The organism is Saccharopolyspora sp. NPDC002578 (assembly GCF_053592695.1).
Genome location: NZ_JBSFWJ010000044.1, coordinates 1 through 22,133, shown reverse-complemented (window position 1 = coordinate 22,133; position 22,133 = coordinate 1). Strand labels below are relative to the sequence as shown.

The following is a 22,133-nucleotide window of genomic DNA, read 5'->3' as shown; positions in this document are numbered from 1 at the left end:
GCCGCTGACAGGACAGAGATCAGAATTCTTGCTGTGGAAGGCTCTTTCGGCGTGCGCCGGTCATTCGCTCAGCAGGCTGGAGCTGTCGGAGTACTGGGAGAGGCGGAAGATGACGAACTCCGCGGGTTTCACCGGTGCCACGCCGATTTCGCAGACGACCTGGCCGAGGTCGATGGATTCCTGCGGGTTGTTGTCCCGGTCGCACTTCACGTAGAAGGCCTCGGCGGGGGTGCGGCCGAACAAGGCGCCGTCGCGCCAGGTCTGAGTGAGGAACGCGCCGATGTTGCGGCGGATGCTGGACCACAGCCGATCGTCGTTCGGCTCGAACACGACCCACTGGGTGCCGAGCAGGATCGACTCCTCCAGGTAGTTGAACAGCCGCCGCACGTTCAGGTAGCGCCACGCCGGGTCGGAGGACAGGGTGCGCGCACCCCAGATCCGGATGCCGCGCCCCGCGAAGGCCCGCACGCAGTTCACGCCGATCGGGTTGAGCAGGTCCTGCTCGCCCTTGCTCAGCGACGTCTCCAGGTCCACCGCGCCCCGGATCACCTCGTTCGCCGGCGCCTTGTGCACGCCGCGTTCGGTGTCGCTGCGCGCCCACACCCCGGCGACGTGCCCGCTCGGCGGGACCAGCTTGTTGCGCCCCGAAGCGGGGTCGAACACCTTGATCCACGGGTAGTAGAGCGTCGCGTAGTTCGAGTCGTAGCCCGCCTCGTCCATCCGCCAGGTCCGCACCTGCTGCGCGTTGAGCCCAGGAGGCGCGTCCAGCAGCGCGACCCGGTCGCCGAGCTGCTCGCAGTGCGAGATCGCCGCCAGCTGCACCGTTTTCACGCCCTCGGCGTCGATGAGGCCGCGCTGGTGGGCGCTCATCAGGTCCGGGACGGCGACGATGGTGATCTCGTCGATGGTCTCCAGCCCGCCGAAACCGGTGCGGGCGGCCAGATCGCCCACGTACTCCTGGGCGTTGACCTTCGCCGGGGTCGTCGCGCTCGGCGGAGTCGCGGGCACGGTGACGGTCTGGTTGTCCGGGCGGGCGAGGGTGCCGCCGGACTGCTCGGTGACCTCGATCAGCTTCGAGCGGTCCCGCACCTGCGTCACCACGTAGGTCTTGACGTTCTTGCGGGTGGAGACGTCGAAGGTCTCGGCGACCTTGCCGCCCTGGTGCACCAGCAGCTTGAACCGGTCCTCCGGCGGGTTCTCCCCGTCGGCGTCGGCGACCTCCACGGTCACGTCGGCGGTCCCGGCACCCAGTGCGGAGATCCGCAGCCCGCCCAGCTCCACCGGTGTCGCGGCGGGCCGCGCGGGCGCGGCGGCCTCGGACGGACCGCCGATGCGCACCACGTAGGCGGACCCGCCGCCGTTGGCGAAGTACCCGTACACGGCGTGCGCAAGGTAGCCGTCGTCGAACCCGCCGAAGTGCTGCACGTACTGGTTCCAGTTCGTCACCAGCGTCGGCTCGTGGAACGGGCCCTGCGGCGCGAAGCCGACGAAGGCGGCCACCGCGGTCCCGACCCCTTCGATCGGCCTGGCCCCGCTCTGGACTTCCTCCACGTACACGCCAGGGGACAGGTACGACGGCATGTTCGCTCCTTCGTCTGCGGCGTTCGTGCCCCCAGAGCTTTCGCGATCGCGGGCCCGCACGACCATGTCCGCCCGGCCTGCGCCGAGGGCAGCACGAGTGCCTTCCCGGGCAACCCCGCGTTGCCTCGGCAGGCAGGCGGTGGAGGTTGCCCCGCCCTCTGCCCTTCCGGACATTCCCGGTGCGCGGCCGGGGCCGGTAGGAGTGGTGCCGTTGCCGGGTCAGGAGGAGGGCCATGCGGGAGCACGAACAGCACGAGGCGGCGAAGTCCGCGGCGAAACCCGAACGCACCACCCGAGCACCCGAGCACTCCGGCACCGCCGAGGAGCTGCTGCACCTGCAGCGCACCCTCGGCAACGCGGCCGTGACCCGGCTGATCCAGCGGCGGATGGCGCCCCCGGAGCCCGCTCCGGAACCCGCCTGGTCCGGCGAGGACGTGCTGAAGTCGTCCGGGAAACCGATGGACGCGCCGGTGCGCCAGGAGATGGAGTCCCGCCTGGGGGCGAACTTCTCCGACGTGCGGCTGCACACCGGAGCCACCGCGCAGCGGTCCGCCTCCGAGATCGGGGCGCGCGCCTACACCTCCGGCAACAACGTGGTGCTCGGTTCCGGCGCCTCCGACAAGCACACCCTCGCCCACGAGCTCACCCACGTCGTGCAGCAGCGCTCCGGCCCCGTCGCGGGCACCGACAACGGCAACGGACTCAAGATCTCCGACCCCTCGGACCACTTCGAACGGGCGGCCGAGGCCAACGCGCACCGCGTGATGCGCGGGCCGGTGGAGGAGCCGGAGGACTGATCAGCCGAGCGGTTCGGCCAGCGCCACGATCACCCCTCCTGGGCCGCGCACGTAGCAGAGCCGGTAGGCGTCCTCGTACTGCGCGATCTCGCGTCACCCCTGGGCCATAGGCGTGCCCTTCGAAGTGCTCATGCCACTACAGAACTTCGGCCAACGTGCCCTGTCATCGCGTCCTCAACCACCCCAAGGCAGAGCTGACCGATGGCGCGCAGCGTCCTGGAGTTAGCAGATGGAAATCGCCTCGCGGCTTCGGCGGCGAGCTAGGCAGCGGTGACCGCGCAGGCTCGGATGGAGCCTCCGGCGAGTCCGAAGCGGTCGGCGCAGAAGTCAGGTCGAGGTCGTCGGCGCGGGGGAGAGCGGCGCCGAGGGTTCGGTCCCACAACGCTCGGCGTTGGGCCGCTTCGGTCATCGGATCCGGCCTGGCTGAAGACGAACCGCCCCGTTTCATCCCGGAGCGGGGCGGTTCTCTATCGGTGACTATCCAGCTCGCATGATCGACTGGGCTTTTCTTGGTGCGCGGAACAGTCGAGCCGCAGTCGGTCGGCGAGTTCCGTTACTCCCACCAGTTCTTGATCTCCGTTTGGTTCGCTGGCGGATAGTCTGTGGCGAAGTAGATCGGAACGTCGTACCCCGCCGCCCTGGCCGTGATCGCGGGACCGATCGTCTGCCCCATGCAGCTCCCCTTGCCTCCCTCGCAGGGTTTTCGGTCGCTGAACAGCGCTACCGGCCGGTAATCCATCTTGCTGAGCTGCCAGAAGATTACCTCTTCCGAATGGAGCGAGTAGTTGCCGAGGTTGAAGGAGTCCAGGTACTTGTGCTGGCCGGCATCGTCGTTGTCGACGTACTCGAGTACGGCGAAATTGCTCTGCCAGCGTTTGCCTCTGTCTGCCCGTTGTGCGTACACGTACGCCAAGAAGTCGTTGCTGGCGTGGTCCCCGGCAGTACTCTGTTTCATGGTCCACGTGCCGAAGGCGCGCTGTGTCATCCTCTGCACGCTGTGATAGGACGATTCGCCGTGCCGCTCGATACCGGGTCTTGACTCCTGCGTCGTCCGAGCCGTCCTCCGCGCGGTGTGATCTTCCAGTTCCTTCGCCACCGCGGCGTTGCCTACGGCACGCTGCAATGCCAAGACGCTGCCGGCGGTCACCGGGCTGTAGACGAGGCGCTGGGTCGTCTCGTGCTTCTCGGCGTCAATGACACGTCCAGCATGAGAAGGGATCTCGTCTTCGATTCTGGCATGTTCGCGCATCGTGACTCCAGTGCTGCTGGTCTTCAGGGAATGGCAGGCGATTCACCATGGCACCTCGTGCTTTCAGCCCGACAGAGCCGTCGAAGTAGACAATGTGAAATCTTCGTGCCCGAATCCCTCTTGACCGGCCGACGCCAGGATGTATTGGTGCACGCGTGGTTCGAATGCCTTGAAGCCATGTCGTTTCAGAGCTTCCTGAGCCTGCGCGGCACGAGTTCGTCGAAGGGCCCAGCGCAGGTGGATCGGGGTGGAATGTGACTCGTCGTCTCAGATGCGTTCTCAGGTGCGGGGATTGTTCTTGGCCCAGGTGTGGGCTTTTCGGGCGACGTCGTGGTCGTTCACCCAGGGCTGCGCGACGGGAACGGTGTCGATGAGGGCGTGGTCGCCGCGTTCTCCGCGCCGGTCACCGGAGTGCACCGTGAAGACCGGATCGGGGCGGCCCCAGCGCACGGTGATGTCGCGGCCCGGCTCGTAGTGCCAGGCGCAGGGAAGCCCGTAGGCCCTGGGAATCATGCGGCGTCCTGGGGGAGTGGCCGTCCGGGCCTCGGCTCGGGCGGAAGAGGAAGTTCGGGCAGCGCGCGGGAATGCGGGAATCCGGCCGCACGACCGGGGGAGGGAAAGTCGTGCGGCCGGACGTTCCGGGCCGCGCTCGGGGAGGACGCGGTCCGGCCCGGGACCGGCACCGGTCGAGGGGCGTCGTCAGGTGCCGGTCCACCCCGGCGGGACGTCGGTGGGCATCCCGCCGGGGAACCGGTGGATCAGTGGAACCCCGCCGACCACCCGAGTTTCGGGGGCACGGCGGCCGACGGGGCGCGATCACCCACCGGAGCATCGGCACAGCGGGCGACCGGGACCGCTATCTGTGCGGTAGTGATTTCAGTACTGCCGGGGCGGGCTTGTGGTACGTGATCCCGTTGGGAGGAAAAGACTTTCGCAGCAGGCGGAGCGGTGCGGAGCCAGGGTTCATGTCGTCTCCTTCGTTTCGCCGAGTGCGTTGCGAGGCGGGGTCAGGGGGCCGGAAACGACTCGTCGTGTCGACGTCTAGTTCGGGTAACCTGGTTCGCAACCTTAAAAGTGACTAAGTCGGTTTGGCTAGATCCACGAACGGGTCAACCTGGAGTTAGCCCCGCGAAGTCGCCGGAGGCGAGTCGGGCAGACTGAGTCGGATTGGCGCCGGAGGAGGGGTTGCGGATGACGAGCGGCACCGGATCGATGGTGAGCCGTCGTCGGCTCGGGATCGAGCTGCGTCTGCTGCGCGAGCAAGCGGGCATGAGCGCGACGGACGCGGCCGAACGTCTCGACGACTTGTCGCAGACGAAGATTTCCCGCCTGGAGCGAGGAAAAGTCCAGCGTCCTCGCATCGGTGACATCCGCGCGCTCTTGGAGCTGTACGGCGTCAGCGGGAATGACGCAGAGGGGCTGCTCGACCTGACTCGTGGCTCACGCGGGCGCGGCTGGTGGAACTCCTACTCCGACTTGCTGCCGACCTGGTTCCACGGCTACGTCGGTCTCGAAGCCGAAGCGGCCGAGGTCATCAACTTCGAACCGCAGCTGATCCCCGGCCTCTTGCAGACGGAGGCGTACGTTCGAGCTCTTGCCCGGACAGTGCCGGGGATCAGTTCGGAACGTGTGGAGCGGCAGGTCAAGGTTCGGATGCTGCGTCAGCAAGTTCTGCAACGGGAAGATCCGCTCAAGCTGTGGGCGATCTTGGACGAGGCCGTGCTCCGACGACCGTTCGGCGGGCCGGAGGTCATGCGGGAGCAGCTCGATCACCTCGTAGAAGTATCGACGTGGGCGAACATCGTTCTGCAGGTTCTGCCCTTCAGCGCAGGAAGTCATCCGGCCATCTCGGGTGGGTTCGCGGTTCTGGGATTTCCGGACACAGGTGACACCGATGTTGCTTATCTCGATGCCCACGGAGGCTTGTACCTGGACGGTGCAGCCGACGTAGTCTGGTATCGAGAACTGTTCGACCACCTGCGCGCACGAGCGGCTGATCCCGACCGAACGGGCGAGCTGGTCAAGAAGATTTCCAAGGAGTCGACGTGACTCGACCCAGCGGGTCTGCCTCGAACCATGTCGGTCTGGCAAACATGTCTTGGCGCAAGAGTTCGCGCAGCACTCCGAACGGTCAGTGCGTCGAGGTCGCGGCAATTCCAGGTGTGACAGCCGTTCGGGACAGCAAGCTCGGTCAGATGAGCCCCGTGCTGCCCTTCGCGCCCGCGAGTTGGTCGACCTTCCTGGCAGAGCTCAAGAACGGCACCTTCGACGTAGGGCGGCCCGGCTGACTGTTAATGCGGTGAGGAGCGGAGGCGACGGCATGACGGTGCGGCAGGGGATTCCCAGCGGCTGGCGGAAGTCGAGCCGGAGCAGCCAGACCGACAGCTGCGTCGAGGTCGGTCGGGTGACCGACGGTGCCGCGGTCCGGGATACGAAGGATCGGGACGCTGGTCACTTCACGGCGACCAGCGCGCAGTGGTCGGCGTTCGTGGGTGCGATCAGGCACGGTCGCTTCGACGCGTGAGTCGCGAAGACGAGCCCAGGCAGGAATCCTCCTGGGCTCGTCCTCGGCCGTACCGCGCCACTCGGCGTTCGTCAGCGTGGTTCGAGTTTCAGGTCTCCCGCGGTGGCCTGGCGGATGTGGTCGCCGGCGAGCATGTCGTGCGGTAGGCCGAGTTCGATCGCGCTGGCCGCGTCGAGGCGGGACAGCGGGGGTTCGGTGAGGTCGACGTCCAGGGCGCCGAGGTTGTCCTCCAGCTGCGCGGGCGTGCGGGCGCCGATGACCGGTGCCGTCACGGCCGGGTTGTGCAGGGTCCAGGCCAGCGCGACCTGAGCGGGGGTGCGGCCGAGTTCGGCGGCGACCTCCCGCACGGTCTCGGCGACGGCGAGGTTGCGTTCGGTGACGGTGCCGAGGGCGTGGTTGAAGCTCTTGCGGTTGCTGTCCGCGGAGGCGGTGCCGTCCCCGGTGAGGTCCGCGCGGGTGTACTTGCCGGTGAGGACACCGCCCGCCAGCGGCGAGTACGGGACCACGCCCAGCCCCATCTCGCGCGCCATCGGGATCAGGTCACGCTCGCCGCCGCGCTGGGCCAGGTTGTACTCGATCTCCAGCGCGACCAGCGGGGACCAGCCGCGCAGGTCGGCGATGGCCTGCATCCGGGACACCTGCCAGGCCGGGGCGTTGGAGATGGCCACGTACAGCACCTTGCCGCCGCGCACCAGGTCGTCGAGCCCGCGCAGGATCTCCTCGACGGGTGTCGTGAAGTCCCACACGTGCAGGTAGAGCAGGTCGATGTAGTCGGTGTTCAGCTGCCGCAGGCTGGATTCCACGGACCCGAACAGGCTCTTGCGGTTCGCGCCGCCGGAGTTCGGGTCGCCGGGTCGGCGCAGCGTCGTGTACTTCGTCGCGAGCACCAGGCTTTCCCGGTCGCTGCGGGTGAAGTCGCCGAGCAGTCGTTCGGAGCTGCCGTCGGTGTAGGTGCTGGCGGTGTCGATGAAGTTGCCGCCGCGCTCGACGTAGGTGTCGAACAACTTGCGGGCCTCGTCCTGCTCGGCGCCCCAGCCCCACTCGGTGCCGAAGGTCGCCGCGCCCAGCGCCAGCGGCGAGACCCGCAGCCCGGAACGGCCCAGCAGGCGGTAGGTGTCCAGGGTGAGTTGCACTGCGTCCTCCTGAGTTCGTCCTCGTTCGCCGCCGAGCCTGCGCCGATCGCGGAGGGCGGGTAAGGGAAGGAACTTCCTGGGAACACCGGTCCTACCCCGGCTGTTGAACCACGCATGACGATCGGTGTGGTGGATCCGACGCAGGAGCTCGCCGCGTTCCTGCGGACCAGGCGCGAACGCCTGGACCCGGACGACTTCGACCTGCCGCGCCGGCGGTCCCGGCGCACGCCGGGGTTGCGCCGCGAGGAGGTCGCCGAGCTGGCCGGGATCAGCATCGACTACGTCGTGCGGCTGGAACAGGCGCGCGGGCTGCGGCCGTCGGCGGACGTGGTGGAGGCGCTGGCGGCGGCGTTGCGCCTGGGCGCCGACGAACGCACCTACCTCTTCGACCTCACCGGGCAGCGCCCCCGCGACCCCGACGGGCCCACCACCGTCGCGGCGCCGCCGCTGGCCCGGCTGGTGGCCGACCTGGCGCCGCTGCCCGCGATGGTGATGAACCACCGCTTCGACGTGCTCGCCTGGAACGAGGAGATGGCGGGGCTGCTGGTGGGCTTCGACGCGCTCCCGCCGTCGCGGCGCAACGCGATGTGGCTGTGCCTGCTGCACCCGGAGATCAGCGAGTTCTACGTCGACCGCGACCGCGTCCGGCGCGAGGGCGTCGCCCACCTGCGCACCGCGTGGGCCGCCCACCCGCAGGACCCGGCGCTGACCGGCCTCATCACCGAAGCCATCGCGCACGACGCGGAATTCGCGCGGCTGTGGGAGGAACGGGACGTCAAGCTCAACGGCCGCGGCAGCAAGGCGATGCGCCACCCCGAGATCGGCGCGGTCGACGTGCACTTCGAAGTCCTCGTGCCGCTGCAGGACTCCGACCAGCGCCTGATGATCTGCCGTGGCGCCGACGAACCCAGCCGGACGGCCCTGGAACGCCTGCGCACGCGGTGACGCGGGACGCGGCGAGTGCGCACCGGGCCGGTCGTCGTGCTGGTCGTCGATCGTGATCGGTTCGCGTCAACCGGAACGTCCGGCCACCGCCTGGACGTGCAGGTCGAGAACCACCGGTGCGGTACACGCGGGAAAACGCCTTCGCGCCGCTCGCAGCGGAGCACGTGGCGCGGTGCTGAGGACCTACCCCGCGCGTTCGTGATCGATGAACGCGATCAACGCGTCCACGACCGCGTCGGGCTGCTCGTCGGGGATGAAGTGTCCGGCCTGCGGGATGACGACGCCTGTCACGTTGTCCGCCCAAGGGCTGATGGAAGCGGCCATGTCGGGGATCGAGCCGTGGGAGCTGGAGATTCCCAAGAGCGGGACGGTCAAGTGCCCTCGGCCCAGGGCGTCGTGATTCTTGCGCGCCGATTCCGCGGCATCGCGGTAGTAGGCGAGGGACGCTCGCAGACCACCCTCGGCCGCGATGGAGGCCGCGTAGTGGTCGATATCGGCACCGTCGAACGTGTCCGGGGACAGAGCTTTGACCTTCAAGAACCAGCCGACGTAGTCGCGCTCATGACCGGTGAGCAGCGTCTCGGGAAGTTCGGGCACCAGGTGGAACGCGAAGTGCCAGGTCTTCCATGCCTGCTCGGGATTCGTGGGGACCGCGTCCGGGAGGGTGATCCCGGGGATTCCGGCGTCGAGCAGAGCGACACCGCGCAGGCGCTCTTCGTGCATCAGGGCCAGCGAGAAGGCGACCCAGGCCCCGATGTCGTGGGCGACGAGCCAGTACTTCGACACGCCGAGTGCGGTGACAGCGGCCTGGACGCGCGAAGCAACGGTGTGCGTGTCGTAGCTGTCGTGAGGGCGGTCGGAATGGCCTTGTCCCGGCAGGTCGATGGCGATCACGCGGAATCGCTCGGCGAGGCGCGGCATCGCTTTGCGCCAAGCCCACCAGGTCTGCGGGAACCCGGCGAGCAGGACGACGGCAGGACCGGTCGGCGGACCGCTGTCCACGGCATGGAGCCGGATGCCGTCCGCGTCGACCCAGCGGTGGGTGAATCCCGCGAGGTCGTGCAGCGGCAACCCGGAGATCGAGTTCTGGCCGCGAGAGCGGTTCGCGGCGGTTTCAGCGTCAGTCATGTCTCAAGGCTAATGCATCTTGAACTGTCTGGTTCAAGATACGATGGCAGCGGCACGGCGGCCGGGTTCGAGAACGAGGTGCATGCGTGATGGCCGGGAAGAAGCAGTTCGACGTGGACCTCGTGCTCGACGCGGCGATGGTCCAGTTCTGGCGAGCCGGGTACGCCGCGACCTCCCTCGACGACCTCTCCAGGGCGACCGGGTTGAACCGCAGTTCCATCTACTCCTCGCTCGGCGACAAGGACTCGCTCTACCTGCGCTGCCTGGACCGCTACGCCACGCGCTACGGGGGCCGGTACGACCAGGCCCTGTCGAGCGCGCCCGACGAGCCGCTGCGGGCGATCCGGGATTTCTTCGGAGTCACGCTGGAGCGCATCGCCGACCCCGACCTGCCGGACGGATGCCTGGTCGCCCAGACCGCGATGGCGATACCCGTGCTGAGCCCCGACATCGCCGCGCGCGCGATCGAAGCCCTGAGCTTCCAGCGTGCGCGGCTGCGGGCCGCCTTGACCGCCGCGAAGTTGGCCGACGCCGACGACTTCGCCGTGCACATCGCGGCGGTCAACCAGTCGGTGGCCGTGATGAGCAGGGCCGGGACGAGCCCGGAGCAGCTCCGCGCGGTGATCGACATCAGCATGAGCGCGCTCTCGCAGGCGTTGCGCGCCCGGAGCTAGGTCCTGAGTTCGTCGGCGGTCCGGCGGGTGCGGATGTCGCCCCTTCTGCCGACCGGCGAACGCGGTCGCGTCGTCTTGCGGCCGCGCGCACCGGCGCTGCGGTCGCGGATCGCGTCGGCCTGCGCGGAGAACGCTGCCGATGGGCAAGGCGCAAGGAACGCCCTGCAGGTCGTGCGCGCCGCGCTTATCGCTCGGCGGGGGCCTGGATGATCCAGGGCATGTTGTCCGGTTCCCGGCGGCCGGGGAGGTGGGCGTTGAGCAGCGGGGGGAGCCAGGTCGTGGCCGGGACGCCGAGCTCGTAGGACAGCAGGTCCAGCAGCATGGCCTGGTCCTCGTCGGGGCGGATGCGGACCTGCACCGGGCCGGAGCCCAGGTAGTGCACCTCGTCCCGGGCGTGCGGCGACTGGAGCCGCGCCCGCGCGTCGCGCACCACGTCCGGCAACCGGTCGCGCAGCGCCTCGATCGCCTCGAACACGACCGCGGTGGGTGTGCCGTCGTCGCCGCAGTAGGTGTCCAGGCGCGCCTGCAACGAGTCCGATACGAACACCGTCCAGGCCGAGTCCTCTTCGCGCGCTGCCATACCTGATGTCTACCAAATCGCCGTGACGCCCTGGGCCTGGCCTGCGGATACGGGTCGGCCGGCAGGCGTTACCACCGTCCCGGCACCGGGGTCGGCGTTCAGCTGGGAAGTGGCTCTTGGTCCGCGGCGCCCCGATCATGGCCGGCGTCGCAGGTGAAAGGCCGGGAAGTCGTCCTGGCGAGATGCGAGAAGCCCCGGCGTGGTTCCGGGGTCCGCAGGCGTGGCGAAAGTCGGTGGACGTCCTCGTAGCGCGCGATCTCGCATTCCCCGTTCGGTCTGCGCAGCAGGTTCCGCGCGGTCGACGCAGTGCGAGAACGTCGTCGATTCCAGGCTTGAAATCGGTTTTGCCGGACCATTTCGAATACTTTATGGACTGCCGGGCACGTGATGATCCGGCCGCCGTGATCAGGCTGCGGGAATCGCCCGGTTTCGCGGCGCGCGAACTATGAGGGAAACCCCTCCGGCCGTTCGCATCATCGCCCTTTGATGGGGCGTTCCCGCCTAATCTTGTTCGTGTAAGGGCGTTGGTCGCCTTCCTGATTCACAAAGGTGGTTCGAATGTTGATTCGTAAGACTATGGCCGCGCTCGCGCTGTGCGCCGCAGGGGTCGCGACGGCCGGTGTGGGTGCCGCTTCGGCTGAGGCTCCCAGCTCGGCGGACGTCCAGCCGGCGGAGGTCGTCGGTTCGTACCCGACGAAGAAGGAGTGCAACAAGGTCGGTCAAAGCTACGTGGACTCCGGAAAAGCGAGCGGGTGGAGCTGCACTTCGTGGAACGGCGGACGGTACGAACTGCGGATTTTCTGATACATCGGTCGCCGGCGTGACCGGTGGGTGACCCGCGAGCCCGAACGGGTCGCGGCATGGGGAGTGCTTTGCCTGTCGTCATCGTGATCGTGACGCAGGTGCCCGAGGACGGATCGACCTCATTCCGAAAAGAGCGCTCGATCCGTTCTGCTGATCGAACTCCGGTGGCCGTCGGTGAACGGGTGAGATGTGTTTCTTGCTCGAATTCGTCGACGGTCACCGGGGTGCATGCAAGGAAATCGATCGGCCGTGCGGCGACGGTAATGATTTGACGTTGAGTCTCGAACATTCCCTCTTCTGATCTGCACCTGTATTTGCCTGAAAAGTCGCGGGCATTTCCAATTTTACTAGCCGAACTCCGCGTCCAAAGCGAGGCGCCCCAGCTTGGCGTATTCCTGGCGGATGGCGTTGAGGAGTTGGTTCATGGTGACCTCGCCGCCGGCTTCGGCGGCGAGGTAGGCGGCGGTGACGGCGCAGGATCGGATGGAGCCGCCCGCGAGTTCGAAGCGCTCGGCGCAGCGGTCCAGGTCGAGGTCGTCGGCTCGGGGGACGGCGTCGCCGAGGGTGCGGTCCCACAGGGCTCGGCGTTGGTCCGGTTCGGGCATGGGGAAGTCGGCGATGACGTCGAGGCGGCGGGTGAAGGCCTCGTCGAGGTTCGCGCGGAGGTTCGTGGTGAGCACCGCGATGCCGTCGAAGGACTCCATGCGCTGCAGCAGGTAGGCCGATTCGACGTTGGCGTAGCGGTCGTGGGCGTCCTTGACCTGGGAGCGCTTGCCGAAGATCGCGTCGGCCTCGTCGAACAGCAGCACGCCGTTCACGCCGGCGGCTTCGGTGAAGATGCGCTCCAGGTTCTTCTCCGTCTCGCCCACGTACTTGTCGACCACGGTGGACAGGTCGACCACGTAGAGCTCCATGCCCAGGTCGGCGGCGACGACCTCCGCGGACATGGTCTTGCCGGTGCCGGACTCCCCGGCGAACAGGGCCACCACGCCGCGACCGCGACCGCCGCCGGGGCGCATCCGCCAGTCGCCGAGCACCCGATCGCGGTGGCGGGCGCGCACCGACAGCTCCGCCAGCGCACGCCGCGTCTGCTCGGGCAGCACCAGGTCGTCCCAGTTCACGCCGGGGGTGATGCGGCGGGCGAGGCGGGCCAGGCCGGCGCCGTTCTGCGCTCGCACGCCGGAGCGGAGGTGTTCGGGGGTGAGCGGGTGGCCTTCCAAGCGGGCGAGCCTCGTCGCCACCGAGGCGGCCCGGCGCACCTGGTCCGCGTCGAGGCGGTACGCGCTCAACGCCTCCGCGTCGACCTCGTCGGACGCGCCCGCCTCCGCGAGCGCCCGGTGCCACTGCGCGGCGCGCGCGGTGCGGTCCGGTTCCGGCAGCGCGATCGTGAGCGGAGCCTGCCGCGCCCACGCCGGGTCCCAGCCGCCGGAACCGTGCAGCAGCAGCGGAATCCGCTCCGCCGCGTCGAGCAGCCGCCGCAGGGTGCGCGCCGATTCGGGGCCCGCCAAGGCTTCCACCGGCCCGAGCACCAGGCCGGACCTGCTCAGCCGCGCCTCCCGCACCAGTTCCGCCACCGGTGGTTCCGCTTCGGCGGCCAGCGCCGCCACGTCCACGACGAGCGCGGCGCGACCGCTCACCGCGAGCGCGTCCACCGCGTGCTGCTCGGCGCCCGACGAGCCGCGCAGGTGCACCGGGCCGATGCCCGCGTCGAGGCCGGTGGCCAGGCGTTTCACCAGCTCCGCCGGTTCGGTGACCGGCTCGTCGACCGCCCGCGCCAGCCCGCGCACCGCCGGATCCAGCGCGTCGCCGCCGATCAGGTGCGCGACCACCCGGTCCGGCACCCGCACCGTTCGGGTCAGCAGCGGCCGGTCGGGTTCCTGCACCTCCAGCAGCCCGCCCGCGATCAGCGGCCCGCCGGGGGCGAAGCGGAACCGGTCCGCGCCCGCCGTGGGCATCCCGCACAGCTCCAGCACCATGCCCGCCGTCGCGCGCCGCCGCGTCACGTCGTCGTTGAGGTAGCCGTAGAGCCGCTCGAACCGGGCGTCGAGCTCGGGGGCGAGCGCGATCAGCAGGAACTCCACTTCCCAGGCGTCCAAGCCGAAATCCGCCGCGAGCCGCGCCAGCCGGGACTCCGGCTCCGCGACCTCGACGGGCTCGGCCGACCACGCCGCCGACGGGGTCTCCAGGGCCTGCCGCACCAGTTCCTCGGTCAGGTACAGGCCGCGGTACGGATCGTCGCGGCCCGGATCGTCGCGGGCGTCCAGCGCCACCCGGACCCGCTGCTCCACGGCCCGCAACCGGTCCCACAGCTCGCCGCTCACAACGGCCCCCGCATGCGCCGCCTGCCGCCCGGCCGGGGCCGGTGCGAGGAGAAGTCGTCGCCTTCGGCGCCGGTGTCCTCGTAGCGCAGGTGGCGCCGCTCGTCGACTTCGCCCTCCGACACCGCGGCGCGCGTGTTGAGGGAGACGCCTTCGGTCACCGGCGGGCCCACGAGCCGCAGGTCCCCGGCCAGCGGTGCGGTCGCCCGCAGCGTGATCGAGGGCTTGAGCTCCCCGCCCAGGGCCGACCACACGTCGGTGGGCGAACGGCCTTCGGCGAGCTCCCCGCCGGTCTCCAACGACACCGACAATCCCAGCTCCGCGAGCGTTCCGGTACGCCACTGCGGATCCAGCGCCTCATGCCGGGCCAGGCCGCGCAAGACCTGCGCGAGCAGCCGGTGCTCGTCCTGCGGGCGGTTCGTCCACGCCGTGACCAGGTAGGCCAGCTGGAACCAGCGCGGCGGGTCGAACCGGCCGATGACGGTGCCCGCCTCGTCGAGCTTCTCGATCGAACCGCGCTGGCGTTGCGCCGAGTACTCCCGGATGTCGTAGAGGAACACGTTCACCGTCGGCGCGTTGCGCTTCGCCGCCCAGTCCGTGGTGGGCGGGTCGAAGGCGAGCTCCACGCCGGAACCGGGCACGCCCTCCTCGGCCAGCAGCAGCCGCAGGCCCTCGTCCACTTCGTGGATCATCGCGGGCACCTCCGGATCATCGGCGCCCCATCAGCGGCGGCGGGACGGTCGGGGCCACGACCAGGAACGGCCTGGGCGCGTCCACCGGGCTGAAACCCGGCCCCTCGGCGGTGATGGTGCGCGGGCCGAGCAGGTCCTTCGGCAGGACCAGCAGCTGCGCGGCGAACCGGCCGTCGGTGCCGGGGAACGTGGGCGCGGCGGCCGCCGTGATGCCCGGCGTCCAGCGCAGCCGCACCGGCGCGCCCGGTGGGAAGTCGAAGCCGCGCACCGACGTCACGAAGCCCGGCTCACCGACCTCCGGGACCGCGACGATGCGCGGTTGCAGCACCCGGTACGGCGTGCGCGCCACGTTGTCGGCCAGAGTCGTGTCGGTGCCGGTGGTGCGCAGCGTGCCGGTGATCGTCGTGTCCAGCGCGGCGTTCGGGGCGAGCCCGATGACCACCGGCCGTTCCGCGCCGGGCGGGAGGTCCGGCAGCAGGCACTGGGTGGCGCTGCACCCCGGCGGCAGCGCCGTCACCGGGATTCCCGGCGGGAGCGCCATGTCCAGCGTCAAGCCCGTCGCCGGGGACTCGCCGGTGTTGCGCACGGTGAACCGCACGTCGGTGCGGCCTCCCACGTAGGACGGGTTCGGGTCGGCCCGCACCGCCACGCCCGGCCCGGCCGGAGGTGGCGGCGGAGGTGGCGGCGGCGGTGGTTCCGGGCCGCGCACCGGGACGACGGTGGTGGCGGTGTTGTCGGCGGGCCTGCTGTCCCGCATCCGGCCGTGCGCCTCCCAGCTCAGCCGCCGGTCGCCGCCCTGCACTCCGACGACGGTCGCGGTGACCCGCACGGTCTGATCCGGTTGCAGCGTCCCGAGCGAGCAGCGCCCGCCGGAGCAGTCCCCGGTGCTGGAGTCCATCCCGGTCAACCGCACCCCGTCCGGCACGGTCAGCTCCACCTCCGCGCCGGGCGCGGCGGCGGGACCGTTGTTGGTGACCTGCGCGGTCACCCGTACCGAGTCGCCCTCGTCGATCTCGTTCGTGCGTTCCGGCGCGGTCACGCTCATGTCGACCGTGGCCTGCCAGGTGGCTTCCTTCTGGCGTCCCGGGAATCCTTGCGTCAGCGGGGTGATCCCACCCGTCTCCATGTCCACTATGGACAGATGTTCGGCGGCGTTCTCGTCCGCGCGCTCCGAGAACACCGCCTTGCTGCCGTCCGGCGACCAGCTGAGGTCGCGCGGCTGGTAGTGCTCCGGTGGTTCCTGGCCCTCCTCGACCTTGCCGGGGGTGTCGCGGCAGGTGTCCTCGTCGGCGGGCAGGACCACCTCGCACGATGCGCTGACGTCCTGCTCGGCGAGGTCGAGGCGGTAGAGGCCGTGCGGTTCCCGGTTGAACGCCATGCTCTGCCCGTCCGGTGAGAACGCGGCGCTGTCGTCGACCACCATCTCCGGGCACTGGCAGAGCGCCTCGGTGATGTTGCGCTGGTCACCGAGGCTCTGGGCGTCGGCGAACCAGATGTGGTTGTAGCGCTCGCCGGGCTCCTTGATCAGCTCGCCCCGGCTGAACGCGAGGGTCCCGCCGTCCGGAGAGAACAACGGCTGGGTGTCGTCCTGGGCGGGGTTCTGCGGAGCCAGTCGGCCGGTGACCTCGCCGGTCGCGACGTTCACGACCACGATGCGGCTCTTGCCCCGGCTCTGATCGGTGGGCAGGCCGCCCGGCGAACGCCGTGCCACGGCGATCTCGCGCCCGTCCGGGGACCACGCCGCGTCGGTTTCCCAATCTCCGGGCTGACGATCGGCGATGTTCAGCAGCCGCCGGTTCGTCCCGTCCGAGTTCATCAGCTCGATCCGCTGCACCCGGTCGCCCGCGGGCCCGCTGAACACGCTCACCGCGATCGTCCCGCCGTCCGGGGAGTACGACTGCCGCTGGGTCCACGGGTCGTAGTCCGCACCCGGCTCGAACAGCTTGCTGGAGTCCTCCACCGCGAGCGGATCCTCGTGCAGCACGTCCACCCCGAGGCTGCGCGGATCGCTGCCGTCGGGCCGGATGTCCTGCAGCACCGCCACGTTCTCGCCCGCCGTCGGGCGCTCCACCAGCACCTCGCCGTCGGGCAGCTGCGCGGGCGAGGAGACGTCCCCGGGCTCGTCGATCAGCAGCACCGGCGTGCTCGTCGTCGGCGCGGTGGGGGCGTCGACCCGGTAGACCCAGGTGGTCTCCGACACGCCCACGCCGATCCGGTACCTGCTCAGGAACAGCAACGAATTCCCGTCCGGCCGCCACACCGGCCAACTGCTCGGCCACCCCGCCTGATCCCCGCCCAGCAGCGGGACGCCGACCGTCGGATGCGGCGGATGGTGGTGGTGGGAGGGAGCCGACAGCACCCGCACCTGCTGGTCCTCGGTGCCGTCGAGGTTCCCGTCCGCGTCCCACGTGTAGGCGATTCGGTCCTCGTCGACCGGGTTCCACGCGGGCTGCACCGCGCCCCCGGTCGGTTCCTCGGTGCGCAGGTGCGCGAACTTCCCGAACACGTGCCGTGTGTAGATCTGCCAGCTCTTGGTGGCATTGCTCGCGAACGCGAGCTTCCCGCCGTCCGGGGAGAACGTCGGCCACGTCTCGTCGACCGGCGAGAAGGTGAGCCGCAGCATCTTCTTCCCGTCGATCCGCACCATCCACAGCTCCCGCTGCGGCCCCTTCTTCCCGTGCTCGGCGGAATCGAACACGACCCACCGCAGATCGGGCGACAACTTCGGATGTGCGGCATCGCGGCCGTGGGTGAGCCGGCGCACCGCCCCCGAAGCGTCCCGCAGGTACACCTGCGGCTTGGTCTCGTCGCGCAGGCTCGTGAACACCACCAGCCCGCCGCGCGCGTCCGGCTGCTGCGCGTAGTGGCCGTCGTCGAGGTACGGCTCGGACGGACGCTGCCCGTCGCCGGGCGCGGTGGCGAGACTGCGGTGCCCCGTACCGGAGAACGCGATCCGTCCCTCGTCCGCCGGCGGCGCGGGTTCCTGCTGCGCGGTCGCCGTCGGGACCCCGATCAACCCGCACAGCACCACGAGCACCCCGGCCAACGCGACCCCGGACCGTGTCGACCGGACCACCCTCATCCACGACCTCCCCGCTCGCTCCCGGCCTGATCCTCGCGAGTGCGCGCGGTCGCGCAGAGGGCACGGCAGGCACCAACGCGGGAAACACCCCGGGGACTTTCGGGCAACGTCGGTCGGCTCGTTCTGCTCTGGGGTCGGGTGGCGGAACCTCAGTCGGTCTCTCGCTGCGGGGATCTTTTTCCCGAGTGGCTCCGCCACGAGGGAAAAAGCCGTCCTCGCGAGAGACCGACTGAGAACCCGCGGCGGTGCCGGTTTCCGAGGTGGTCGCTGCTCAGCGGCTTGCCGCTGACAGGACGAATACCGAGGGCGGTGTTCGCCTGGATCAACGCTGATCAGGGTGGGTTCTCAGCTGTATGTCGCTGGTGCGCGAATCGTGAGCGGCCCGCGGGGTTTCGGGAGGGGGCGTCAGATCAGTCCTTGGCGCATCACGTGGCCGACGGCGTGCGCTCGGTTGCGCAGTTGGAGGCGGGTGGTGACCTCGTGCAGGATGTTCTTCACCGTGCGCTCCGAGTAGGACATCTTCACCGCGATCTCCCCGGTGTCGAAGCCCTCCGAGATCAGCCGCAGCACCTCCACCTCCCGCGCGGTCAGCGTCGAGAGGTTGAACCCCTGCGCGTCGGCGGAATTGCGCTGCAACCTGCCCACGTGGTCGAGCAACCTGCTGAGCATGTCGCCCGGCAACATGCCCTCGCCGCGCACCAGCGCCGTGATGAGACCGAGGACCCGGTCCTGATCGGCCTCGGAACGCCGCAGCACCGCCGCCACCCCGCACTCGATGGTGACGCGCAGCGCGTTCTGGCCGAACTCGCCGACGATGAGCCCGGTGCGGGTCGTCGACACCCGCTGCAACCGGCGCAGCAGCAGCACCGCTTCCTCGTCGACCCGGTCCACCACGACCAGCGAGACCTGCGCCCGCTCCTGCTCGTCCGGTTTGAGCACGTCCACCTCCGGACGCGGGCGCAGCTGCGCGATGACCCCGGCCTGCAGCAGGGGATCGCCCGCATGCACCGAGACGGGCACTCTCGTCGTCATCTCCGCACTCCTCACCTCGTAAGACTCCTGCGTAGCGGTTCGGGTGGCGCGACCTCGGCGGCTTCCTCGCCGACCGGGCGTAGGCCGAAGATCATCTGAACGGCGATACCGCGGGACGGGCGGTTCGGGGAAGCGCCGCGGCGTCGGCGGGGGCAGCCGCCTTGCCCGTCCGCTGCCCCCGAGTCCCTGCCGTCTGCCGCGCGGGGCACCTAGCTTTCCTCTGGTGAGCACTTCAGCGGAGTTGGAGAACACGACGGTCGTGGTCACCCCGGGCGGGGAAGCCACCACGACCCTGACCGTTCGCAACGGCACCGACATCGTGGAGGCCTACGAGTTCGAGGTCGTCGGAGACTGCGCACCGTGGACGACGGTGGAACCCGCGAGGCTCTCGCTGTACCCGGGCACCCAGGGGACCGTGACGGTCGTGCTGCGCCCGCCGCGGTCGGCGACCACGTACGCGGGGGAGACGCCGCTGGCGGTGCGGGTCCGTCCGGTGGAGCGCCCCGACCTGGTCGCGGTGCCCGAGATGACGGTGCGCATCGAACCGTTCCAGCAGCTGCGCGCCTGGCTCGCGCCGCAGCGTCGCCGCGCGTGGCGCTCCGGGCGCTTCCACGTCGTGCTGCACAACCAGGGCAACGCGCCGATCGCGGTACCGCTGACCGCGAGCGACCCCGCCGAGGAACTGCGCTTCCGGGTGGAATCGGACCGGCCCGCGCTCGAACCGGACGACCAGGTCGAGATCCGGTTGCGGGCGCGGGTGTCGAAGCTGATCTGGTTCGGCAGGCCGACCCCGAAACCGTTCCTGGTCACCGCTTCCCCGGTGAGCACCTTCGTCGTGGAACCGGTGCACGCGGGCGCCCCGACCGAGACGCTGGAACTCGACGAACGCCCCGAGCAGCTCGACGGCGAACTGCTCCAGCTCCCGATCCTGCCGCGGTGGCTGCTCGCCCTGCTGGCGTTGCTGCTGGCGCTGCTGCTGTGGTGGTACTTCCTGGTCCTGCCGAGCGTGGAGAGCGCCGCGAAGGAGGCGGCGGCGAATCGGGCGCGGCAGATGGCGGCCAACGGTGAGCTCGTGCCACCGCCGGCGCCGCAACCCGAACCTCCGGCGGCGCAACCGCCCGCCCCACCACCGGAGAAACAGCCTGGCGAAGATGCCGGTCCCGGGCTGAACACGGCTCCGAATGGCGGACAGTTCTCGCAGACCATTCGGGTAGTCACGAATGGCGGAGGCAGTGCATCGGACGTGTATCGGGTGCCGGAAGGCAAGGTGCTGTTCATCACCGACCTGGTGCTGTCGAACTTCCAGGGCGATGAAGGCGTGCTCACCATTTACTTCGGAGAAAGCCAGTTGACCACGATCGCGTTGGAGACCTTCCGCAACCAGGACTACCACTGGGTCACGCCCATCGCGGTTCCGGCCGAAGCGCGGGTGAGCGGCGTCGTGAACTGCGCACGACCCGGAACGCCGCCTTCGGGGCAGCAGGCGGCCCGATGCGTGGAGGTGCTCAACGTCAGCGGTGTGCTGCGTGATGCACCGCGTTGACCTGCGTCTCCGGTGCCGCGCGGGAGGTGGCGATCCGAGTGCGCGTGATCGTCGTCCGCCCGCGTTCCGGTGACCCGCCATGCGCGTTCTCCCCGATTCTTCCCGCTCGCCGCCCGACCCGGCGCCCCACCGCCAGCGAATCACGGAAAGGCGAACCCGGCCAGGAAGATCCGCAGGAAGAAAGGGCACTCTTTTCTGCCGGTCCTCGTCGAGTGGATCGGCTGAAAGAGTGGTGTTCCTCTGCCATTCGGGTGCATCCATTCCTGCTCGCGGAATGGCTGCTCGTGCACTGCCGGTGCCGATGAAACAGTATCTTCGTCCGAGCTGCGGGAGCCGCCATTGTGCCGGGTCGCGCGGCGCCGGATAATGGCCCCGGCATTGTCGAGGATCAGGGGGAACATCGGTACCGCAGCGCAGCGGCCGACATTCCGGGCGCGGCACGTCGGCGCGAGCGGATCGTTCCGCCGCTGCGGAAGAGTGGTGGGCACATGGCGAAGGTCGAACCCGGCGGTTCACCTCCGCACCTCGGCTTCGGCTCCGTGCTCCGGCGCCGCAGGGCGAGAGCCGGGCTGACCCAGGAGGAACTCGCCCGGCGCACCGGCATCAGCACTCGCGCCATCGGCGACATGGAACGCGGCCGGGTGACCCGTCCGCAGACCCGCACGTTGCGCGCGCTCGCCGCCGCGCTCGCCACCGACGAGGCGGAACTGCGGAACCCGTTGCCGGGCAACGGGAACGACCCCGACCGAGCGGAGACCGGGTGGTGGGGCGGGCTGCTGTGCGAACCGCCGCCGGAGATCGCCGACCTCGCCGGTCGGGAGCAGGAGACCGCCACGCTGCTGGCGGTGCTCGACGACCAGCGCAGCGCGCGCAGCGCCCCCGTCGTCGCCGTGACCGGCGCCCCAGGAGTGGGAAAGTCGACCTTCCTGGTGCACTCCGGGCACCGGCTCGCCGGACGCTTCCCCGACGGCTGCTTCTTCCTGTCGATGCGCCGCGACGGGCGGCGGTCACCGGGGCACGCGCTGGGCACCGTGCTGCGCGCGCTGGGCGTCGCCGCCGATCGGCTCCCGGCCGGCGCGGACGCGCGGTCCAGCCTGTACCGGTCGTTGCTGCGCGACCGGAAGGTGCTGCTGCTGCTCGACGACGTCGTCGACGAGGCCCAAGTGCGCCCGCTGCTGCCCAGCAATCCCGACTGCCTGGTGCTGCTCGCGGGCACCCGCGGGCTGGCCGGACTGGAGTCCGTCTTCCGGATTCCGCTGGACGTCCTCACCCCGGCGCACTCGGTTCGGCTGCTGGCCGGGATCGTCGGCACCGAGCGAATCCGCCGCGAACCGTCGGCGAGCCTGGCGCTCGCCGACCTCTGCGGACATCTGCCGCTGGCACTGCGCATCGCGGGCAACCGGCTCGCCGGGCGACCCCGCTGGCGAGTCGCGGACCTGCTTCGGCTGCTGGGGGACGGGAGGCGCCGGCTCACCGCGCTCACCGCGGGCGACCTCGCGGTGCGGACCGCGTTCGAGGCGTCCTACCGGGAGTGCGGGGAGCTCGCCCGAGCCCTGTTCCGGCGGCTGGCGCTGGCCGAGGAACCGGACATCACGGTGCGCCGGGCGGCGGTGCTGGCCGAGGTCGACGTGGACTCCGCCGAACGTGGCCTGGAGGAACTGGTGGACGTCGGGCTGCTGGAGAGCGCGGCGGGCACCGGTCGCTACGTGCTGCGCGAACTGCTGCGGTTGTACGCCGAGGAACGGCTCGGCGCGGAGGAACCCGGCGGGGAACCCGCGTGCACCGCCCGCCCCCGCTCGCTCCCCGCGCTCCGCACGCCGCGCCCGCCGCAGCCCGTCCAATGCCCGGCCACCGAACCCCCGGTACTGAACACCCTCGACACCGACGAAAGCGTCTTCTCGGAATAGACCCGTCGTCGCGGTCTGCATAGGGGGCGGGTGGCGGAACCTCAGTTGCTTCCTCGCTGCGGGATCTTTTTCCCGAGTGGCTCCGCCACGAGGGCGTCGAGGAGATCGACGGGTCGAGGATCTGGGTGCCCGCGGCCTGCTGGG

At 70.0% G+C, this 22,133-nt stretch carries 19 protein-coding genes; 8 read left to right on the top strand and 11 right to left on the bottom strand.

Translation table 11 applies throughout. The annotated features are described in order from the left end of the window. Positions 1-60 precede the first annotated feature (60 nt). A complete protein-coding gene (locus ACWD38_RS20295; RefSeq protein WP_184478306.1) occupies positions 61-1,581 on the bottom strand; it encodes a phage tail sheath family protein in 1,521 nt (506 codons plus the stop codon). 233 nt (positions 1,582-1,814) lie between these two features. On the opposite strand from ACWD38_RS20295, the gene ACWD38_RS20290 reads away from it, so the two are divergent. Beyond that, positions 1,815-2,378, top strand: a complete 564-nt coding sequence (locus ACWD38_RS20290) for an eCIS core domain-containing protein (RefSeq protein WP_450124684.1) — start codon at positions 1,815-1,817, stop codon at positions 2,376-2,378. A 553-nt stretch (positions 2,379-2,931) separates the two neighbouring features. Here the strand turns inward: ACWD38_RS20290 and ACWD38_RS20285 are convergent. Beyond that, positions 2,932-3,627, bottom strand: coding sequence for a hypothetical protein (locus tag ACWD38_RS20285; protein ID WP_450124683.1), 696 nt, complete (start codon positions 3,625-3,627; stop codon positions 2,932-2,934). A gap of 279 nt (positions 3,628-3,906) precedes the next feature. Beyond that, positions 3,907-4,140, bottom strand: a complete 234-nt coding sequence (locus ACWD38_RS20280) for a hypothetical protein (protein ID WP_450124682.1) — start codon at positions 4,138-4,140, stop codon at positions 3,907-3,909. Positions 4,141-4,818: 678 nt separating this feature from the next. Here ACWD38_RS20280 and ACWD38_RS20275 point away from each other — a divergent pair. From ACWD38_RS20275 to ACWD38_RS20265, 3 genes are read left to right on the top strand one after another with little or no spacing between them, the layout of a single operon-like run. Further along, positions 4,819-5,676 (top strand): helix-turn-helix domain-containing protein, encoded by an 858-nt coding sequence (locus ACWD38_RS20275; protein ID WP_450124681.1) that lies wholly within the window; start codon positions 4,819-4,821, stop codon positions 5,674-5,676. Between the two features lie 44 nt (positions 5,677-5,720). Next, positions 5,721-5,915, top strand: a complete 195-nt coding sequence (locus ACWD38_RS20270; protein ID WP_184485026.1) for a DUF397 domain-containing protein — start codon at positions 5,721-5,723, stop codon at positions 5,913-5,915. Positions 5,916-5,947: 32 nt separating this feature from the next. After that, complete coding sequence (locus ACWD38_RS20265; protein ID WP_450124680.1) at positions 5,948-6,151, top strand: DUF397 domain-containing protein; 204 nt, start codon at positions 5,948-5,950, stop codon at positions 6,149-6,151. Positions 6,152-6,222: 71 nt separating this feature from the next. On the opposite strand, the gene ACWD38_RS20260 is transcribed toward ACWD38_RS20265, so the two are convergent. After that, complete coding sequence (locus ACWD38_RS20260; protein ID WP_184478310.1) at positions 6,223-7,284, bottom strand: aldo/keto reductase; 1,062 nt, start codon at positions 7,282-7,284, stop codon at positions 6,223-6,225. A 114-nt stretch (positions 7,285-7,398) separates the two neighbouring features. On the opposite strand from ACWD38_RS20260, the gene ACWD38_RS20255 reads away from it, so the two are divergent. Beyond that, a complete protein-coding gene (locus ACWD38_RS20255; RefSeq protein ID WP_184478311.1) occupies positions 7,399-8,229 on the top strand; it encodes a helix-turn-helix transcriptional regulator in 831 nt (276 codons plus the stop codon). A 183-nt stretch (positions 8,230-8,412) separates the two neighbouring features. Here ACWD38_RS20255 and ACWD38_RS20250 read toward each other — a convergent pair whose 3' ends face one another. After that, the gene (locus ACWD38_RS20250; RefSeq protein ID WP_450124679.1) at positions 8,413-9,357 is read right to left on the bottom strand and encodes an alpha/beta fold hydrolase; all 945 of its coding nucleotides are present in this window, start codon (positions 9,355-9,357) and stop codon (positions 8,413-8,415) included. Between the two features lie 89 nt (positions 9,358-9,446). Between ACWD38_RS20250 and ACWD38_RS20245 the strand changes: the two genes are divergently transcribed. Beyond that, a complete protein-coding gene (locus tag ACWD38_RS20245) occupies positions 9,447-10,031 on the top strand; it encodes a TetR/AcrR family transcriptional regulator (RefSeq protein ID WP_450124678.1) in 585 nt (194 codons plus the stop codon). A 184-nt stretch (positions 10,032-10,215) separates the two neighbouring features. Here ACWD38_RS20245 and ACWD38_RS20240 read toward each other — a convergent pair whose 3' ends face one another. The 5 genes from ACWD38_RS20240 to ACWD38_RS20220 form a co-directional block, all read right to left on the bottom strand. Next, a complete protein-coding gene (locus ACWD38_RS20240) occupies positions 10,216-10,611 on the bottom strand; it encodes a hypothetical protein (RefSeq protein WP_184478314.1) in 396 nt (131 codons plus the stop codon). Positions 10,612-11,762: 1,151 nt separating this feature from the next. Beyond that, positions 11,763-13,736: an ATP-binding protein gene (locus ACWD38_RS20235; RefSeq protein ID WP_450124677.1), complete on the bottom strand. Its 1,974-nt coding sequence runs from the start codon at positions 13,734-13,736 to the stop codon at positions 11,763-11,765. Then, positions 13,733-14,425: a DUF4255 domain-containing protein gene (locus ACWD38_RS20230; protein WP_450124676.1), complete on the bottom strand. Its 693-nt coding sequence runs from the start codon at positions 14,423-14,425 to the stop codon at positions 13,733-13,735. The genes ACWD38_RS20235 and ACWD38_RS20230 overlap by 4 nt, the downstream gene beginning before the upstream one ends. Positions 14,426-14,441: 16 nt before the next feature. Beyond that, positions 14,442-17,507, bottom strand: coding sequence for a hypothetical protein (locus tag ACWD38_RS20225; RefSeq protein ID WP_450124675.1), 3,066 nt, complete (start codon positions 17,505-17,507; stop codon positions 14,442-14,444). A gap of 405 nt (positions 17,508-17,912) precedes the next feature. Next, positions 17,913-18,539 (bottom strand): helix-turn-helix transcriptional regulator, encoded by a 627-nt coding sequence (locus tag ACWD38_RS20220; RefSeq protein ID WP_184478318.1) that lies wholly within the window; start codon positions 18,537-18,539, stop codon positions 17,913-17,915. Between the two features lie 223 nt (positions 18,540-18,762). On the opposite strand from ACWD38_RS20220, the gene ACWD38_RS20215 reads away from it, so the two are divergent. After that, positions 18,763-20,082 (top strand): hydrolytic protein, encoded by a 1,320-nt coding sequence (locus tag ACWD38_RS20215; RefSeq protein ID WP_184478319.1) that lies wholly within the window; start codon positions 18,763-18,765, stop codon positions 20,080-20,082. 140 nt (positions 20,083-20,222) lie between these two features. Here the strand turns inward: ACWD38_RS20215 and ACWD38_RS20210 are convergent, their stop codons facing one another. Beyond that, entirely contained in the window at positions 20,223-20,570 is a 348-nt protein-coding gene (locus ACWD38_RS20210) for a hypothetical protein (RefSeq protein ID WP_221315751.1), read from the bottom strand. Here ACWD38_RS20210 and ACWD38_RS20205 point away from each other — a divergent pair, their 5' ends adjacent. Continuing rightward, entirely contained in the window at positions 20,571-21,989 is a 1,419-nt protein-coding gene (locus ACWD38_RS20205) for a helix-turn-helix domain-containing protein (RefSeq protein WP_184478321.1), read from the top strand. It begins immediately after the preceding gene. Positions 21,990-22,133 lie beyond the last annotated feature (144 nt).

Bases quoted from the DNA above. Each gene is read 5' to 3' on its own strand.
- ACWD38_RS20265 (WP_450124680.1), top strand. From the start codon at position 5,948: ATGACGGTGCGGCAGGGGATTCCCAGCGGCTGGCGGAAGTCGAGCCGG.
- ACWD38_RS20240 (WP_184478314.1), bottom strand. From the start codon at position 10,611: ATGGCAGCGCGCGAAGAGGACTCGGCCTGGACGGTGTTCGTATCGGAC.
- ACWD38_RS20250 (WP_450124679.1), bottom strand. From the start codon at position 9,357: ATGACTGACGCTGAAACCGCCGCGAACCGCTCTCGCGGCCAGAACTCG.
- ACWD38_RS20220 (WP_184478318.1), bottom strand. From the start codon at position 18,539: ATGACGACGAGAGTGCCCGTCTCGGTGCATGCGGGCGATCCCCTGCTG.
- ACWD38_RS20225 (WP_450124675.1), bottom strand. From the start codon at position 17,507: ATGAGGGTGGTCCGGTCGACACGGTCCGGGGTCGCGTTGGCCGGGGTG.
- ACWD38_RS20280 (WP_450124682.1), bottom strand. From the start codon at position 4,140: ATGATTCCCAGGGCCTACGGGCTTCCCTGCGCCTGGCACTACGAGCCG.
- ACWD38_RS20295 (WP_184478306.1), bottom strand. From the start codon at position 1,581: ATGCCGTCGTACCTGTCCCCTGGCGTGTACGTGGAGGAAGTCCAGAGC.
- ACWD38_RS20270 (WP_184485026.1), top strand. From the start codon at position 5,721: ATGTCTTGGCGCAAGAGTTCGCGCAGCACTCCGAACGGTCAGTGCGTC.
- ACWD38_RS20275 (WP_450124681.1), top strand. From the start codon at position 4,819: ATGACGAGCGGCACCGGATCGATGGTGAGCCGTCGTCGGCTCGGGATC.
- ACWD38_RS20255 (WP_184478311.1), top strand. From the start codon at position 7,399: ATGACGATCGGTGTGGTGGATCCGACGCAGGAGCTCGCCGCGTTCCTG.
- ACWD38_RS20205 (WP_184478321.1), top strand. From the start codon at position 20,571: ATGGCGAAGGTCGAACCCGGCGGTTCACCTCCGCACCTCGGCTTCGGC.
- ACWD38_RS20285 (WP_450124683.1), bottom strand. From the start codon at position 3,627: ATGCGCGAACATGCCAGAATCGAAGACGAGATCCCTTCTCATGCTGGA.
- ACWD38_RS20290 (WP_450124684.1), top strand. From the start codon at position 1,815: ATGCGGGAGCACGAACAGCACGAGGCGGCGAAGTCCGCGGCGAAACCC.
- ACWD38_RS20230 (WP_450124676.1), bottom strand. From the start codon at position 14,425: ATGATCCACGAAGTGGACGAGGGCCTGCGGCTGCTGCTGGCCGAGGAG.
- ACWD38_RS20245 (WP_450124678.1), top strand. From the start codon at position 9,447: ATGGCCGGGAAGAAGCAGTTCGACGTGGACCTCGTGCTCGACGCGGCG.